This is a genomic window from Stenotrophomonas sp. CCNWLW162, from assembly GCF_037203745.1.
GTDB lineage: Bacteria > Pseudomonadota > Gammaproteobacteria > Xanthomonadales > Xanthomonadaceae > Stenotrophomonas > Stenotrophomonas maltophilia_AQ.
On record NZ_JBBCBL010000003.1, the window covers coordinates 224,436 to 241,832 of the forward strand.

The 17,397-nt window shown below is 65.3% G+C and carries 15 protein-coding genes; all 15 read left to right on the forward strand.

What is annotated here, in order from left to right:
• Window positions 1-2 precede the first annotated feature (2 nt).
• The 15 genes from V9K93_RS09890 (at window position 3) to V9K93_RS09960 (ending at window position 17,219) form a co-directional block, all read left to right on the forward strand.
• Window positions 3-1,139, forward strand: a complete 1,137-nt coding sequence (locus V9K93_RS09890; RefSeq protein ID WP_478475454.1) for a flagellar basal body P-ring protein FlgI — start codon at window positions 3-5, stop codon at window positions 1,137-1,139.
• A 1-nt stretch (window position 1,140) separates the two neighbouring features.
• Window positions 1,141-2,340, forward strand: a complete 1,200-nt coding sequence (gene flgJ / locus V9K93_RS09895; protein WP_337302489.1) for a flagellar assembly peptidoglycan hydrolase FlgJ — start codon at window positions 1,141-1,143, stop codon at window positions 2,338-2,340.
• A gap of 8 nt (window positions 2,341-2,348) precedes the next feature.
• On the forward strand, window positions 2,349-4,229 hold the full coding sequence (flgK, locus tag V9K93_RS09900) for a flagellar hook-associated protein FlgK (protein WP_337302490.1): 1,881 nt from the start codon (window positions 2,349-2,351) through the stop codon (window positions 4,227-4,229).
• The gene (gene flgL / locus V9K93_RS09905) at window positions 4,226-5,428 is read left to right on the forward strand and encodes a flagellar hook-associated protein FlgL (protein WP_337302491.1); all 1,203 of its coding nucleotides are present in this window, start codon (window positions 4,226-4,228) and stop codon (window positions 5,426-5,428) included. Before flgK ends, flgL begins: the two co-directional genes overlap by 4 nt.
• A 417-nt stretch (window positions 5,429-5,845) precedes the next feature.
• Window positions 5,846-7,072 carry a flagellin gene (locus V9K93_RS09910; RefSeq protein ID WP_337302492.1) on the forward strand — a complete coding sequence of 409 codons (1,227 nt, stop codon included), beginning with the start codon at window positions 5,846-5,848 and terminating at the stop codon, window positions 7,070-7,072.
• A 72-nt stretch (window positions 7,073-7,144) separates the two neighbouring features.
• On the forward strand, window positions 7,145-8,305 hold the full coding sequence (locus V9K93_RS09915) for a flagellin (protein ID WP_100468385.1): 1,161 nt from the start codon (window positions 7,145-7,147) through the stop codon (window positions 8,303-8,305).
• Between the two features lie 83 nt (window positions 8,306-8,388).
• On the forward strand, window positions 8,389-9,600 hold the full coding sequence (locus V9K93_RS09920) for a flagellin (protein ID WP_100469147.1): 1,212 nt from the start codon (window positions 8,389-8,391) through the stop codon (window positions 9,598-9,600).
• Window positions 9,601-10,039: 439 nt separating this feature from the next.
• Window positions 10,040-11,458 carry a flagellar filament capping protein FliD gene (gene fliD, locus V9K93_RS09925; RefSeq protein WP_100468384.1) on the forward strand — a complete coding sequence of 473 codons (1,419 nt, stop codon included), beginning with the start codon at window positions 10,040-10,042 and terminating at the stop codon, window positions 11,456-11,458.
• 128 nt (window positions 11,459-11,586) lie between these two features.
• Entirely contained in the window at window positions 11,587-12,003 is a 417-nt protein-coding gene (gene fliS / locus V9K93_RS09930; RefSeq protein WP_107379558.1) for a flagellar export chaperone FliS, read from the forward strand.
• A complete protein-coding gene (locus tag V9K93_RS09935; RefSeq protein WP_107379557.1) occupies window positions 12,000-12,293 on the forward strand; it encodes a hypothetical protein in 294 nt (97 codons plus the stop codon). The genes fliS and V9K93_RS09935 overlap by 4 nt, the downstream gene beginning before the upstream one ends.
• Window positions 12,290-12,868, forward strand: a complete 579-nt coding sequence (locus V9K93_RS09940) for a PilZ domain-containing protein (RefSeq protein ID WP_337302493.1) — start codon at window positions 12,290-12,292, stop codon at window positions 12,866-12,868. Before V9K93_RS09935 ends, V9K93_RS09940 begins: the two co-directional genes overlap by 4 nt.
• 91 nt (window positions 12,869-12,959) lie before the next feature.
• On the forward strand, window positions 12,960-13,592 hold the full coding sequence (locus V9K93_RS09945) for a response regulator (protein WP_107379556.1): 633 nt from the start codon (window positions 12,960-12,962) through the stop codon (window positions 13,590-13,592).
• 323 nt (window positions 13,593-13,915) lie between these two features.
• Complete coding sequence (rpoN, locus tag V9K93_RS09950) at window positions 13,916-15,325, forward strand: RNA polymerase factor sigma-54 (protein ID WP_337302494.1); 1,410 nt, start codon at window positions 13,916-13,918, stop codon at window positions 15,323-15,325.
• Window positions 15,326-15,339: 14 nt separating this feature from the next.
• The gene (locus tag V9K93_RS09955) at window positions 15,340-15,717 is read left to right on the forward strand and encodes a response regulator (protein ID WP_012510975.1); all 378 of its coding nucleotides are present in this window, start codon (window positions 15,340-15,342) and stop codon (window positions 15,715-15,717) included.
• Entirely contained in the window at window positions 15,714-17,219 is a 1,506-nt protein-coding gene (locus tag V9K93_RS09960; protein WP_136638985.1) for a sigma-54 dependent transcriptional regulator, read from the forward strand. The genes V9K93_RS09955 and V9K93_RS09960 overlap by 4 nt, the downstream gene beginning before the upstream one ends.
• The last annotated feature ends 178 nt before the right edge of the window (window positions 17,220-17,397 follow it).

The window sequence follows — 17,397 nt, forward strand, 5'->3', positions numbered from 1 at the left end:
GTATGGCCATGAATTCCTTCTTCTCTTCTTCCTGGCAGCGCCGCGCGGCGTCTATCGTCGCGCTGATGCTGCTGATCGTGGCAGCCCCCGCCAGTGCCGAGCGCATCAAGGACCTGGCCCAGGTCGGCGGCGTGCGCGGCAATGCGCTGGTCGGCTACGGCCTTGTGGTCGGCCTGGATGGCAGCGGCGACCGCACCAGCCAGGCGCCCTTCACCGTGCAGAGCCTGAAGAACCTGCTCGGCGAGCTGGGTGTCAACGTGCCGGCCAACGTCAACCCGCAGCTGAAGAACGTGGCCGCCGTGGCGATCCATGCCGAACTGCCGCCGTTCGCCAAGCCGGGCCAGCCGATCGACATCACCGTGTCCTCGATCGGCAACGCGGTGTCGCTGCGCGGCGGCTCGCTGCTGATGGCGCCGTTGCGCGGCGCCGATGGCCAGATCTACGCCATCGCCCAGGGCAACCTGATCGTCGGCGGCTTCGGCGCACAGGGCAAGGACGGCTCCCGCGTCTCGGTGAACGTGCCGAGCGTCGGCCGCATTCCCAATGGCGCCACCGTTGAACGCGCCCTGCCCGATCCGCTGGCCAATGGCGGCGACATCACCCTGAACCTGCACAACAACGATTTCACTACGGTCTCGCGCATGGTCGCCGCGCTCAACAACGCGTTCGGCGAAGGCGCGGCACGCGCAGTCGATGGCGTGACCGTCGCGGTCACCGCACCGACTGACCCGGGCGCGCGCATCGGCCTGCTGGCCCGCATCGAGAACCTGGAACTGACGCCGGGCAGCGCCCCCGCCAAGGTGGTGGTCAATTCGCGTACCGGCACCGTGGTCATCGGCCAGCAGGTGAAGGTCGGCCCGGCAGCGATCTCGCACGGTTCGCTGACGGTGACGATCCAGGAGAACACCAACGTCAGCCAGCCCAATGCGTTGTCCGGCGGCCGCACCGTGGCCACCCCGCAGTCGACCATCACCGCCACCAACGACGGCAGCCGCATGTTCAAGTTCAGCGGCGGCACCACCCTGGACGAGATCGTGCATGCGGTGAACGCGGTCGGTGCGGCACCGGGCGATCTCATCGCGATCCTGGAAGCCCTGAAGCAGGCCGGCGCATTGAGTGCCGAGCTCGAGGTGATCTGATATGCGCATCACTCCCGCATTCGATCTGCACCCGGCGCAACACAACGATCCGGCCAAGATCGACAAGGTCGCGCGCCAGCTGGAAGGCCAGTTCGCGCAGATGCTGGTCAAGAGCATGCGTGACGCCAGCTTTGGCGATTCGCTGTTCCCCGGCGAAAACAAGATGTTCCGCGACATGTATGACCAGAAGATCGCCGAGGCGATGACCCGCGGCAAGGGCCTGGGCCTGTCGGGCATGATCAGCCGGCAGCTGTCCGGGCAGGCCGCCGACGGCCCGGCACTGGATACTCGCGTGGATGCGGCCAAGGCCAGTCGTGCCTACCAGCTCAATGCACCGGCCAAGCCAGCACCGTCGCTGCCGCTGGAAGACGGCGGGCAGGCCGTACGCCTGCTGCAGCAGATGGCTGCCGGTGCCCAGCACGGCGCCCAGGCCGCGGTTGCGCCGATGGAACAGGCGCTGGACCTGATCGCTGGCCGTGAAAGCAGCAGCATGCACCGCTCGTTGGGCACCGATGATCCGTATATCGGCAGCCTGCAGGGCGATGACTGGGCGGCCAGCAACGACCAGTGGGCGGCCACCGCCAGCAACCGCGGCACCGCGATCAGCCCAGCCGATGCGATGGCCACACGTACCGCCGTGGCCCAGCTCGGCGAGCACACGCCGGAGGGCTTCGTCGCCAGCATCTGGCAGCACGCGCAGAGCGCGGCCAAGGAACTGGGCGTGGATGCCCGCGCCCTGGTGGCCCAGGCCGCACTGGAAACCGGCTGGGGCAAGCGCCACATCAAGCATGCCGACGGCAGCACCTCGCACAATCTGTTCGGCATCAAGGCCAACGGCTGGAACGGCCAGCGCGCCGTGGCCGGCACCCACGAATATGTCGATGGCGTGCGCCGCAACGAGACCGCCAGCTTCCGTGCCTACAGCTCGCCGGCCGAGAGCTTCGCCGACTATGTGCGCCTCCTGAAAACCAGCCCGCGCTACCAGCAGGCCCTGCAGGCCGGCACCGATGTGCAGGGCTTCGCCCGCGGGCTGCAGCGCGCCGGCTATGCCACCGATCCGCGTTACGCGGCCAAGATCGCCGCGATCGCCGGCGGCCCGACCATCGAGCGCGCGGTAAGCGCCGTGGCTGATGCCGGCACGCGCCTTGGCCAGACCTTCGCCAGCACCGCAACCGCGGCGCTGGGTATCACTCGTCGTTGAGGAACCCCATGTCCAGCGTACTTTCCACCGGTACCGGTGCCCTGCTCGCCTTCCAGCGTGCGTTGGCGACCACCAGCCACAACGTGGCCAACCTCAACACGCCCGGCTACAGCCGGCAGAAGGTCAACTTCGCCACCGCCGATCCGCAGAACTACGGTTACGGCACGGTCGGCAACGGCACCCGCATCACCGACATCCGCCGCACGGCCGACCAGCTGGCGATATCGCGCCTGCTCGACAGCAGTGGCGAACTGGCGCGCCTGAAGCAGCTCTCGGGCATGGCCGACCGGGTCAATGCGCTGTTCTCCGATCCGGCCACCAACGTCTCCGGTGTGTGGTCGAACTTCTTCGACTCGGTCAGCGGCCTGTCCTCCAATGCCGCCGGTACCGCAGACCGCCAGAACATGCTTGATGGCGGCAAGGCCCTGGCGAACCGTTTCGTGCAGCTCAACACGCACCTCAACAACCTCAACGGCGAGGTCAACAACGGCCTGCTGGCCGGTGCCACCGAGGTCAATCGCCTGGCGCAGGAGATCGCACAGATCAATGGTGCCATCGGCACCAACATCGCCAACGCCGCCCCCGACCTGCTCGACCGCCGCGACCAGCTGATCACCCAGCTGATTGGTTACACCGGCGGCACGGCGGTGATCCAGGACGGCGGCATCATGAATGTCTACACCGCCGGCGGCAACGCGCTGGTGGTGGGCACCACGGCGACCAAGGTCACTACCGTGGCCGACCCGTACCAGCCGGAGCGGCTGCAGCTGGCGCTGGAAACCCAGGGCAATACGATCCGGCTCGACCCGAAGGCGGTCGGTGGCCAGATCGGCGGCCTGCTGGAGTTCCGCGACACCGTGCTGACCCCGGCCCAGGCTGAACTGGGCAAGCTGGCCGTGGGCCTGGCCGAGAGCTTCAACCAGGCCCACCACCAGGGCGTGGACCTGTACGGCAAGCTCGGCGGTGATTTCTTCAACATCGGCAACCCGCGCGTCACCGCCAACAACGGCAATACCGGCACCGGCAGCCTCACCGCCACCTATGGCGACCTGGGCAAGCTGGACGCACAGAACGTGGTGCTGCAGTTCGATGGCAGCAACTGGAAGGCCAGCCGTGCCGACACCGGCGCCAATGTTCCGCTGACCGGCACCGGCACCGCCGCCGATCCGCTGGTGATCAACGGCGTCAAAATGGTTGTCGGCGGCACTCCGGCTGCCAATGACCGCTTCCTGCTGCAGCCGACCGCCGGCGTGGCCGGCAGCATGGAAATCGCGATCACCGATCCTTCGCGCATCGCTGCCGCTGCGGCAGTCAAGGGCGCAGCAGCCACCGCCAACAACGGCACAGGCAAGCTGAGCGGCGTCACCGTCACCGATTCGAACAACGCCAACCTGCGCAATCCGGCGGCGATCGTGTTCACCTCGGCCACCACCTACACCATCGATGGCGGCCCGCCACAGACCTACACCCCAGGCCAGACCATCAGTGCCAACGGCTGGAGCTTCGTACTGGACGGCGCACCCAAGGTCGGCGACACCTTCAACATCACCCCGACCCCGGCCGGATCGTCGGACAACAGCAACGCCTCCAAGCTGGCCAAGGTGGAGAGCGCCAAGGCGTTCAACGCCGGCACGGTGACGCTGAACGGCGCGCTGGGTGGCCTGACCACCCAGGTCGGTGCCGCGGCCCGTTCGGCCGAGTACTCGCTGGATGCCCAGCTGGTGATCAATGACAAGGCGCAGGAGGCCCGCGACGAGGTATCCGGCGTCAATCTGGATGAAGAAGCGGCCGACATGTTGCGCCTGCAGCAGGCCTACCAGGCCGCCTCGCAGCTGATCTCCACCGCCGACAGCATGTTCCAGACCATCCTGGGAGCCGTCCGCCGATGAGCAGCCGCATCTCCACCAGCATGATGTTCAACCAGTCTGTGTCGCTGATGATGGCCAAGCAGGCCAAGCTCAGCCACCTGGAGCAGCAGATCGCCACCGGCAGCAAGATCGTCAGCGCCAAGGACGATCCGGTCGGCGCCGGTGCTGCCGTTGGCCTGGACCGCAGCCTGGCCGCACTGGACAGGATGAAGCTCAATGCCGGCAACGTGCAGAACCGCCTGGGCGTGCAGGAAAACACCCTGGCGCAGGTCAACGATCTGATGGGCCGGGTCAACGACCTGACCATCCAGGCCAGCAACCCCGCCTTGAGCGCGGCCGACAAAAAGACGCTGATCACCGAACTGAACCAGATCCGCGACGGCCTGCTGTCGCTGGCCAACGCCGACGACGGTACCGGTCGCTACGTGTTCGGCGGCACCAATGACGGCGACCCGCCATTCGCCAAGATCAATGGCAAGGTGGTTTACCGTGGTGACCAGACCCAGCGCCAGGTCGAAGTCGGCCCGGATACCTATGTGCGTGATTCCCTGCCCGGCAGCGAGATCTTCATGCGCATCCCAACCGGTGATGGCTTCGTCGACGGCGGTGCCGCGGCGGGCAATACCGGCAATGGCGTGCTGACCAACATCACCCGCGACGGCAGCGACAGCTGGAACGGCCAGAGTTTCAGCGTCCGCTTCACCGCTGCCAACCAGTACGAAGTGCTGGATGGCGCCGGCAACGTGACCGGTACCGGCACCTACAAGGCCGGTGACAATCTCGAAGTAAACGGGGTGCGCCTGCAGATCACCGGTGCCCCCGCTGCGGGCGACAGCTTCAATGTGAAGCCTGCGACCAGCCGCGACATCTTTGACACCATGGACAAACTGATCGCCGCGCTGGATGCCGATACCGGTACCACGGCGAAGATGAGCGCACAGCAGAACGAGCTGCAGAATGCGCTGCGCGACGTGGCACGCGCGTCGGAACGGATGATCGACTCACGTGCAGCCGGCGGCGCGCAGCTGAAGGCGCTGGACAATGCCGCCGACATGCGTGAAGCCAACGGCGTGACCCTGAAGACCACGCTGTCGCAGATGCGCGACCTGGATTATGCCGATGCGCTGGGCCAGTACCAGTTGCAGAGCACGGCACTGCAGGCTGCGCAGACGATCTTCTCGCAGATGCAGTCGATGTCGTTGTTCAACAAGATCCGCTGACGCATCTCCTGCGTCACCCCTGAAAGGCCGCGATGCCCTGCATCGCGGCCTTTTTCGTTTCTGCGGCCATGGCCCGCTGCGCTCATCGGGCATGGCCCGGCGCTACCGAATGGCTGGCTCTGGTCGCGCCGGGCCATGCCAGGCGGATTTTCCGTGATTACCTATCAAGCCCGCCGCTGCCCCGCCGATACCTTCATCAGCGCTGGCTGGGCATGCCCAACCGCCTCCTCCAGGGCTCGAAAAGCCCGGAAAAACGGCCTCCGGCAACGAAATCCGGCCTCAACGGAATTCACGGCTAAAGGTTGTTGACAAAGCGCCGTTATTCATTTGGCAACAGCGAAGCACACAGCCACACAAAAAAACAGGCGGCGCTTCGTTTCATTCACCAACGGGTTCCATATAAGAGGAGACGACCCCATGGCACAGGTAATCAACACCAATACGATGTCGCTCAACGCTCAGCGCAACCTGAGCACCAGCGGCAACTCGCTGGCCACCACCATCCAGCGCCTCTCGTCCGGTCTGCGCATCAACAGCGCGAAGGACGACGCCGCCGGCCTGGCCATCAGCGAGCGCTTCAGCACCCAGATCCGCGGCCTGGACGTGGCCATCCGCAACGCCAACGACGGCATCTCGCTGGCCCAGGTCGCCGAAGGCTCGCTGAGCGAAGTCGGCAACAACCTGCAGCGCATCCGCGAACTGGCCGTGCAGGCCTCCAATGCCACCAATTCCAGCAGCGACCGCAAGGCCCTGCAGGCCGAAGTGACCCAGCTGATCTCGGAAGTGGACCGCGTCGCCAAGCAGAGCGACTTCAACGGTACCAAGCTGCTGGACGGCTCGTTCACCAGCCAGCTGTTCCAGGTGGGTGCCAACGCCGGCCAGGCAATCGCGATCAACAGTGTCGTCGATGCCAAGGCAGATACGCTGGGCGCAGCGACCTTCGCCAACGTCTACGACACCCAGGCCATCGCGGCCGACAAGGCCGCGGCCGATACGACCTTCTCCGGCCTGCAGATCGGCATCACCCCGCAGGGCGCGGCCGCCCCAACCACCATCAAGATTCCCGACTTCACTGTGAAGGCCGGCGAATCGATCACCGCCGCCACAGCCGCAGCAGTTAATAGTCGCCTCGGTGCGACCGGCGTCATGGCGAAGGTGGACGCCGGTAAGCTCTCCCTGCACTCAGCCACGGCAGGCCAAACATTCGCGCTGTCTGTCAGCGCCACCCCGACCACCGGCGCTACAGCAGTGGACGCAAACTTTGCCAACATCGGCCTGCAGCAGGTTGCGGCCGGCACCGGTGGCACGCTGACCGGCGCAACCGCACGCCACGTCGAGGACCTCAATGTGAGCACCGTTGAGGGTGCCCAGCAAGCGCTGTCAATCGTAGACAAGGCTCTGGAATCGGTCAACAGCGTCCGCGCCGACCTCGGCGCGATCCAGAACCGCTTCACTTCGGTGGTGGCCAACCTGCAGACCTCCTCGGAGAACCTGTCGGCCTCGCGCAGCCGCATCCGCGATACCGACTTCGCCAAGGAAACCGCCGAACTGACCCGCACCCAGATCCTGCAGCAGGCCGGTACGGCCATGCTGGCCCAGGCAAACCAGGTACCGCAGAACGTGCTCAGCCTGTTGCAGCGCTGACATGAGCCGCCCCCGGGGCACGTCGGGGGCGTCTAACCCAACTCACGTGCAACCGCTCAAGGACCTCTCCTCATGGCACAAGTCATCAACACCAACACGATGTCGTTGAATGCTCAGCGTAACCTGAGCACCAGCGGCAGCTCGCTGGCCACCACCATCCAGCGCCTGTCCTCCGGTTCGCGCATCAACAGCGCCAAGGACGACGCCGCTGGCCTGGCGATCTCCGAACGCTTCGGCACCCAGATCCGCGGTACCGACGTCGCCATCCGCAATGCCAACGATGGCATTTCGCTGGCCCAGGTCGCCGAAGGCTCGCTGACCGAGATCGGCAACAATCTGCAGCGTATCCGCGAGCTGGCTGTGCAGTCGTCGAACGCTACCAACTCTGCCAGCGACCGCAAGGCCCTGCAGGCTGAAGTGACCCAGCTGAAGTCGGAAATCGACCGCGTCGCCAAACAGTCCGAGTTCAACGGCACCAAGCTGCTGGACGGCTCGTTCACCAGTCAGCTGTTCCAGGTTGGCGCCAACGCTGGTCAGTCCATCGCCATCGACAAGGTGATCGACGCGACTGTCTCGAAGCTTGGTACCTCCAGCTACGCTGGTGGAGCACTTACCGCCGTTGCTGCTCCGCTGGCTGCTGATGGCGACCTCACGGGCACAATCAAGGTGGGCGGGAAAGACATCAAGCTTGATGCCGTCGCACTGAAGAAGGATGCGACCGCAGACGAGCAGAATCAGGCCGTCATTACCGCAATCAATGCCAAGATCGGTGAAACCGGTGTTCTGGCAGTCATGGACAAGGCTGCCGGCAAGATCAATCTGACTCAGGTCAAGGATGGCGTCGCGATGGCGGCCGCCGACATTGATGTCAAGATCGGTGCGACCGCAGTGGCATTCGCCGCCGGAACGGCATCGACCGAACACATCTCGGAAGTCGACGTTTCGACTCTCGCCGGTGCCCAGAAGGCGCTGTCGACCATCGATAATGCTCTGGGTTCGATCAACAGCACTCGCGCTGACCTCGGTGCGATCCAGAACCGCTTCACCTCGGTGGTCGCGAACCTGCAGACTTCCTCGGAGAACATGTCGGCTTCACGCAGCCGCATCAAGGACACGGACTTCGCCAAGGAAACCGCTGAGCTGACCCGCACCCAGATCCTGCAGCAGGCCGGTACGGCCATGCTGGCCCAGGCCAATCAGGTGCCGCAGGGCGTGCTCAGCCTCCTGCGCTGATCCCAAACCGATGATATGAGGCCGCGTGGCAACACCGGCCTCCAATCCTTGCACCTGAGTACTTAGCCAAAGGAAAAATGATCATGGCACAAGTCATCAATACCAATACGATGTCGTTGAACGCTCAGCGCAACCTGAGCACCAGCGGCAGCTCGCTTGCCACCACCATCCAGCGCCTGTCCTCCGGTTCGCGCATCAACAGCGCCAAGGACGATGCCGCCGGCTTGGCAATCTCCGAGCGCTTCGGCACCCAGATCCGCGGTACCGACGTCGCCATCCGCAATGCCAACGACGGCATCTCGCTGGCCCAGGTCGCCGAAGGCTCACTGACCGAGATCGGTAACAACCTGCAGCGTATCCGTGAACTGGCCGTGCAGTCGTCAAACGCCACCAACTCTGCCAGCGATCGCAAGGCACTGCAGTCGGAAGTCACCCAGCTGAAGGCAGAAATCGATCGCGTTGCCAAACAATCCGAGTTCAACGGCACCAAGCTGCTGGATGGCTCGTTCACCAGCCAGCTGTTCCAGGTCGGTGCCAACGCCGGCCAGGGCATTGCGATCGACAAGATTGTCGACGCGCGCTCTACCGCGCTGGGTGCGACCGACTTTGCTTCGGGCAAGATCACGGTCGCAGCCGTTGCCACGACTGGTGCCGGCGCGCCTGCCACGACCTTCGGCTACAACGCGGTCAGCATGGCCGGCCTGAAGATCAATGGCACTGATATTGCCGACGTTACCGTTGCCGCAAGCTCCACCGATGCCTATGCAGACACCGGCGCCGCTGCCGCCGCTGGCAAGCTGGCAGTTGGCAATGCGCTGGCAGCATCGATCAACGCCAAGACTGGCGATCATGGTGTAACTGCAACCGTCGATAGCGCAGGTGACGTGGTATTGGACGCCTGGAAGGAAGGCACCACAGCAATCACGGCAAACATGGCAACCGGCGCAACCTATGCTGCCAGCACTCCGGCATCCTCGCCGAAGCGCGTGGGTGACCTGGACATCAGCACCTTCGCTGGAGCCCAGCAGGCCCTCCAGGTCGTCGACAACGCACTGGGCTCGATCAACAGCACCCGGGCCGACCTCGGTGCGATCCAGAACCGCTTCACCTCGGTGGTGGCTAATCTGCAGACCTCCTCGGAGAACATGTCCGCCTCGCGTAGCCGCATCAAGGATACCGATTTCGCCAAGGAAACCGCCGAGCTGACCCGCACCCAGATCCTGCAGCAGGCCGGTACGGCCATGCTGGCCCAGGCCAACCAGGTACCGCAGGGCGTGCTCAGCCTGCTGCGCTGATCCACGGCAAGAAGGCGCCGCTACCGTCGGTTAGTCCCGACGGTAGCGGCAACCGGGAAGCCACGATGCACGAAGGCGCGGGCCATGCCCGGCCCGGGATTACTCCCGAACCGGCTTGGCATCGCCCGCTCCTGCGGACCTCTCTTTCAGCGCTGTACCTTTGACTGTACGTACCGGGCGGCTTCGTCTCCCCCCGATTGTCAGTAGCCTGTGCCCTCCCCTGCATTGGGGGAGGGTTTTTTGCAGACTCCCGGCAGCCCGCGGTGAATCTCCCCGCACCCTGCCCCAACCCTCCTGCAACCTGCGTGCCAGAACCTGCGCCAGAGCATTGGCACGGCGCATGCATCAACGAAGTCCTCAAGACCCAGCGGCGCAGGCCGCTATTTTCGTTGACGACGGGCCAGCGCCTAGCGGCCAGGCCCGATACCAGGAGAATCACATGGCAAGCTTTGGATACGGCGGCATCGGCTCGGGCCTGAATATTTCGGACATCGTCAGCCAGCTGGTGGCGGCCGACCGCAAGCCCGCCGACAACGCGCTGAACCTGCAGCAGTCCAAGGCCAAGATGCAGCTGTCGTCGATCGGCACCGTCACCTCGGCCTTTGACAAGCTGAAGACTGCATTGACCGCACTGAAGGCCACAACAGCCTTCGACACCCGCACAGTAACCGCCACCGGCAAGGCCGGCCCCAACAATGCCGACGACGTGCTGTCGGCGTCGGTGGCACTGTACGACCAGGGTTTGACCAAGGCGGCAGCGGCCAACGGCACGCACCAGGTGGAGGTGAAATCCCTCGCAACGGCACACAAGCTGATTGCCAACGCCTCGGTGCCCAAGACCGACACCTTCGGCGCCGGAACCTTGACGCTGACCGTTGGCGTGGGCGACAAGGCAAAGACGATGAAGGTCGAGGTGGAGGCCGGCGACACGCTGACCACCGTGCGCAATAAGATCGATGCCGCCGGCCGCAAGGAAGGCGTGCAGGCGACCCTGATCGCTTCGGGCGACAACCAGTACCTGTCGATCGCTCAGGAGAAGACCGGCGCCGCCAATGCGATCAAGCTTGAATACGGTGGCAGCGATCCAAAACTGAGCGAGCTTGTCGGCAGCCTCCGTGAGAACACAGCCGCGGCGGATGCCGAGCTGACCATCGATGGCGTTACGGTGATCAGCGACAGCAACACCGTGACCGACGCCGTACCGGGCCTGACCCTGAACCTCAAGGTCAGGGGCAAGAGCACGGTCGTGATCAGTACCGACACCACTGCAGCCACCAAGGTGATGCAGGACTTCGTCAAGGCCTACAACGATGCGATCGCCGCCATCAATACCGAGACCAAGTACGACGCCAAGACCAAGGAGGCGGCGACGCTGACGGGCGATGCGCAGATGCGCGGCGCATCCAGTCAGCTGCGCTCGCTGATGGGCGCTGTGCTGAAGGACCTGTCCGCAGATGGATTGGATCCGAAGAAGCTCGGCCTGCAGACCCGTGGCTATCCCAATGCCGACGGCAGCCTGGTGCTGGATGCGACCAAGTTCGCAGCAGCGCTTGCCAGCCAGCCGGAGAAGATCCGCTCGGCGATCACCGGTGATACCGGCGGCGCCGGCAAGCTCTACACGATGGTCGACGGTTACGTCAGTACGACCACGGGCAAGGAAGGCGCCTTCGTCGCCCGTACCAAGGGCCTGAACACCACGCTGGACAACATCGACAAGCGACGCAAGGACCTGGACGTCCGCATGAAGGGCGTCGAGGAACGCTACAAGAAGCAGTTCCTGGCGCTCGACAGCCTGATGGGCAAACTGCAGCAGAGCAACACCGCATTGCAGCAACAGCTGGCACAGCTGAACCGCTAAAGGAATGCGTTCGACGCTCAAGTTTGGCGTGTAACGCACCGATAACGGACGCAACAGCAATCAACGCCGCACCGCCGGCAACGGTCCCCACGACCTGCCGGCGGCACCCCGCGCAAGGAGAATCACGAATGTACGGTTCCAGCCGTCAATATGCCGAACAGTACCGCCAGGTGGGAGTGACCAGTGCGGTTGCCGACGCCGATCCGCACAAACTCGTGGCGATGCTGCTGGCAGGTGCACTGGAGCGCGTGCGACGTGCCATCGCCAGTCTCGAGCGTGGCGACCAGGCCGGCAAGGGCAAGGCGATCGGCGAGGTCTGCGCGATCGTCGGCCACCTCAACGGCTCGCTGGACCACGAGGCCGGCGGCGAGATCGCCGGCAATCTGTCGGCACTCTACGACTACGTGCTGCAGCGCCTGACCGAGGCCAACCTGCACAACGACCGTGCCGCACTGGACGAATCCCTGCAGCTGCTGGGCGAGATCGACAGCGCCTGGAATGCGATCCCGCAGGAACAGCGCCGCTCCGCGGCGGTGGCACCATGAGCCTGCACGAACTGCACGCCCAGCTGGACGCCTTCGAGAAGGCCCTGGGTGAAGAGTCTCTCGACCAGGCCGACAGCCTGCTCGACGGTCACGACAGCACGTTGCATGCGCTGCTCAGCCAGCCGCTGACCGCCGCCGACCACGCACCGCTGACCGCATTGTTCGAACGCCAGCAGAGCCTGCTCGGCCTGCTGCGCCAACGCCGCGACGCAGTAGCCGCACTGATGAACGACGGCCAGCGCTCCCTTCGCGCCGCGCATGCCTACCTGCAGGCAGAATCGCTGGCATGACCCAACTGCCGACCACGTCGCTGCACCACCCCGCCGAAATCGAGCTGTTCGACGAAACGCTCAGCTGCGAGCTGGCCTTGCCAGCCGAGTTCCAGGCCGGCAGCGCCGCCGGCCGTACCAGCAGTGCCGAAGGACTGCTGCGCAGCCTGGCGCTGGTTGAGGACAGCCGGGTCGACGAACACGAAGAACGCAGTGAAGCCAGCCTGCAGCTGCAGCGGCTGGAGGCCAAGCTGGACCTGGCGATGGTGCTGCTTGGCCGCCTGGTACGCCAGCAGGGGCAGGAATTGACCCTGCGTCCGGTGCGTTGGTCACGCCGCGGCATCCGACTGCAACTGGGTCCGCGCAGCGGCGCCAGTCCCGGCCAGGCCGGGGTGGTACGCCTGCAGCCCAGCGACTGGCTGCCCGACCACATCGATCTGCCGGTGGAAGTGATTGCCGAAGCCGCCGATGGTGGCGGTGGTCACTACCTCTGGCTGCGCTTCCAGCGCCTCGGTGACGGCCTGGAAATGGCGATGGAACGGCATCTGTTCCGCCTGCATCGTCGCCAGGTGGCCGAAGCGCGTCGCGCACGCTGAAAGCTGTCACCATGAAGCAGTACGGGCGGCCCTTGGCGTGCCCGTTCAGCTAAGTTAAGGTGGACTCCCCTCACGGACCTCCAACGTGCCTGTGCGAGTTCTCATCGTCGACGATCACACCCTTGTCCGCGCCGGCCTGGCGCGGCTGTTGCAGGGGTTTGCCGACGTGCAGCTGGTTGCTGAGGCCAGCAATGCCGAGCAGGCGTTGCAGCTGGCCCTGCAGCACTCCCCTGACGTGGTCCTGATGGACCTTTCGCTACCTGGCCGCACCGGCCTGGAAGCCCTCAGTGACATCCGCCTGCGCGCCCCCGGCACCCGGGTGGTGATGATGACCATGCACGACGATGCGGCGCACGTACGCGATGCGCTCGATCGCGGCGCGGTCGGTTTCGTGGTCAAGGATGCGGCGCCACAGGAGCTCGAGTTGGCGCTGCGTGCCGCGCACGCCGGCCAGGTATTCCTGAGCCCGCAGATCTCGGCCAAGATGCTGGCGCCGATGCTCGGCCGCGAGAAGCCCACCGGCATTGCCGCATTGTCACCGCGCCAACGCGAGATCCTGCGCCGCATCGGCAAGGGCGAGAGCAACAAGGAAATCGCCGCTGACCTCGGCATCAGCGTCAAAACGGTGGAAACCCACCGCGCACGCATGATGGAGTCGCTGGGTTGCCGCCGCGCCAACGACCTGCTGCTGCTCGCCGCGCGCCATCAGCACGAGCTGGAATGATCGCCCGCGAATGGGGTCAGATTCCTTTCCGCGGGAAAGGGATTTGACTCCCGCCGGACCCCGCACCAACGACGAATTCCCGTCACCCCGACACGCCCTGACAGGATTTCGTACACGCAGGTCAGCTGCCACTCTTCGTCACCCACGGCGAATCAACAACTTGGCGGCATTCATCGTCAACATTCCGCGCCAATGTAGGGAATACCCCTACATCCTGTCAGGACATTCACGAAGGCCCTCAGGAACCCCCTGATTCCGCCCCCGCCGGATCAAAAGCAAGATGCGTTCCACAAGGCGCCGGGGAGCGGTGCCGGGGAACCACGATGAAGGCTGCACTCTCGACCCAGCTGGGCCAACAACTTCACCTCACCCCGCAGTTGCTGCAGTCGATCCGGCTGCTGCAGCTCGACGGCCTGCACCTGGAGCAGGAAATCCAGCGGCTTCTGGATTCCAACCCGCTGCTGGAAATCGAAGAAGCTGAAGCCCCCACTGCCGAATCCACCGATGCCGGCGCCACCACCCTGGAAACGGCTGCCTTCGACGAGCTGCCCGAATCCTCGATGTGGGATGTGGCCGGCAGCAGCTGGCAGGATGGCGACGATGACCGCATGGCACGCATCGCGGCAGGCGAATCCAGCGACCCGCAGCTGCGGGTGCTGCAGAGGCTGTCGCTGGACATGGACGACCGTGAGCTCGCGGTAGCTGCGTTCTGGTTGGACCATTGCGACGAGGCCGGCTACCTGCAGGCGCCGCTGGCCCAGCTGCAGCTGCTGGCCAGCGCCCAGTTCGACATCGCCGCCAACGGCGTGGAAACCATTCGCCAGCAGCTGCTGCACGGCGAGCCCGCCGGCATGGCCGCACAGGACCTGCGCGAAGGCCTGCAGGCACAGCTGCGCAGCCTGCACGGCGTGGTACCTGCACGCCACCTGGCAGCACGCATTCTCGAGGGCGCGCTTGATGCACTGGCTGCGCACGACTACCCCGCCCTCGCCCGCCAGCACGACGCAGAAATCGAAGACGTGCGCGAAGCGGTGCGCCTGATCCTGTCGCTGCAGCCGCGCCCAGGCGACAGCCTGCTGCCGGAGCGCAACGCCGTGGTGGTGCCGGACGTCGTCGCCTGGCACGCCGATGGCCAGTGGAAAGTCGCGCTGAACCCGGCCACCAGCCGCCGCGTCTCGATCAACAGCCAGTACGAGCAGGCCCTGGCCGAGACCAGCGATGCCGCCCCGGCGCTGCGCGAAATGCTGCAGGAGGCGCGCTGGTTCAGCCGCGGCCTGTCGATGCGCTATGACACCCTGCTGCGCACCGCACGGGTGATCGTCGAACGCCAGGCCGCATTCCTAGTGCGTGGCGAGGAAGCCATGGCACCGCTGACCCTGAAGGAAGTGGCCGAAGAGATCGGCATGCACGAGTCCACGGTCTCGCGCATCACCACCGGCAAGTTCCTGCAGACCCCGCGCGGTACCTTCGAACTGAAGCACTTCTTCGCCGTGCGCCTTGAGGGCGCCAGCGTCTCCGGCCAGGCCGTGAAGGCCATGGTCCGCCGTCTGATCGACGCCGAACCGGCCGGCCGGCCGCTGGCCGACGAGGCCATCGCCGGCCTGCTGTCACGCCAGGGGGTCAACATTGCCCGCCGAACCGTCGCAAAATACCGAGAACAACTGGATATCGCCCCGGCCCGTGAACGGCGCCGGCTCAGCGCCAGGCAACCGCAGCTGGCCCGGGTGGGCTGAAAAGGATGTTGGACATGAACAAGCTCACGGTCCTGCTGGTCGATGACCACGAGGGCTTCATCAACGCGGCGATGCGCCATTTCCGCAAGATCGACTGGCTGCAGATCGTCGGCAGTGCCGGCAACGGCCTGGAAGCGATCGAGCGTTCGGAAACACTGCGCCCGCAGGTGGTGTTGATGGATCTAGCAATGCCGGAGATGGGCGGCCTGCAGGCCACCCGCCTGATCAAGTCGCAGGACGATGCCCCGTACATCGTGATCGCCAGCCACTTCGACGACGTCGAGCACCGCGAACACGCGCTGCGCGCCGGCGCCGACAACTTCGTCAGCAAGCTGTCCTACATCCAGGAAGTCATGCCGATCCTGGAAGGCCTCAGGGAGGATCAGTCGTGAGCGAATCGCGCATCCTGGTGCTGGACAACGACGCCGTGCGCGCAGAGCGCACCGTTGCCCTGCTCGAATTCATGGACTTCAACCCGCGCTGGGTCTCCGACGCGGCCGACTTCGACCTGGGCCGCCAGCGCCAGAACGACTGGATGGCAGTGATCGTCGGCAGCCTGGACGACAGCGCCGCCAGCACCGCGCTGTACAACTGGCTCGGCGGCAGCAGCCTGCCACCGCCGGTGCTGCTGGCCGATGGCGAAGCCACCGCGTTCGCGCAGCGGCACGGCTTGCATGAAGCCAACATCTGGCCGCTGGAAACCCCGCTGCGGCATACGCAGATGGAAGCCCTGCTGCGTCGCGCCAGCCTCAAGCGCCTGGATGCCGAGCACCAGGCCGGTGCCGTGCAGGAACAGGGCCCGACCGGCCATGGCCCGGCGGTTACCGAACTGCGCACCATGATCGAACAGGTAGCCGCCTTCGACACCACCGTGCTGGTGCTGGGCGAGTCGGGTACCGGCAAGGAAGTTGTATCGCGCTCGATCCACCAGCGCTCGCCGCGCCGCGATGGCCCGTTCGTGGCGATCAACTGCGGTGCCATTCCACCGGACCTGCTGGAAAGCGAGCTGTTCGGTCACGAAAAGGGCGCCTTCACCGGTGCACTGACCGCACGCAAGGGCCGTTTTGAAATGGCCGAGGGCGGCACTCTGCTGCTCGACGAAATCGGCGACATGAGCCTGCCGATGCAGGTCAAGCTGCTGCGCGTGCTGCAGGAGCGCAGCTTCGAGCGCGTGGGTGGCAATCAGACCATCCGCTGCAATGTGCGGGTGATCGCTGCGACCCACCGCGACCTGGAAACCCGTATCGCCGAAGGCAAGTTCCGCGAGGATCTGTTCTACCGCCTCAACGTGTTCCCGATCGATGTGCCAGCCCTGCGCGAACGCCGCGAAGACCTGCCGGCGCTGGTGGAGACCATCGCCACGCAGCTGGCCCGCACCGGTCGCGGCGAAGTGCGCTTTACCGCCGAAGCGCTGCAGGCACTGGCAGGCTACGAGTGGCCGGGCAACGTGCGTGAGCTGACCAATCTGGTCGAGCGCCTCGCCGTGCTGCATCCGGGTGGCTCGGTACGCGTGCAGGATCTGCCGGCGCGCTACCGTGGCGATGCCGTCCTGGCAGCAGCGGCCGCACCGACACCGGCGCAGCCCATCGCCAGCGAAGAACGCCTGGACCTGCGCAGCTTCTCGTTCCACACCCCGGGCAGTGGCAACCAACCGGCGCTGGAGCACGGCATCGCCGTCAATCGCCCGGCTGCACCGGTCGCACTGCCCGACGAGGGCATGGACCTGCGCAACCACATGGCCAACATCGAACTGGGCCTGATCAACGAAGCACTGGAACGCACCCAGGGCGTGGTCGCCCACGCCGCCCAGCTGCTCGGCCTGCGCCGCACCACCCTGGTGGAAAAGCTGCGCAAGTACGGCATCGAGCGTGAACAGGCCGAACTGGCCAGCTGAAGCGCGTCACCAGCATGAAGGGGGCACGAATGCCTGGGCTTGCCCGGGCGTTCGTGTTTCCAGTACTCGGGGTCGGATACCAATGCACAGGAAAAGGGTCCCGCCCCCCAGCAAGTTCACGGTTTCCTAAAAAAAGCAGGGGCGCCGTGCGGTGCCTTGGAAGGTCAGACCAAGGAGG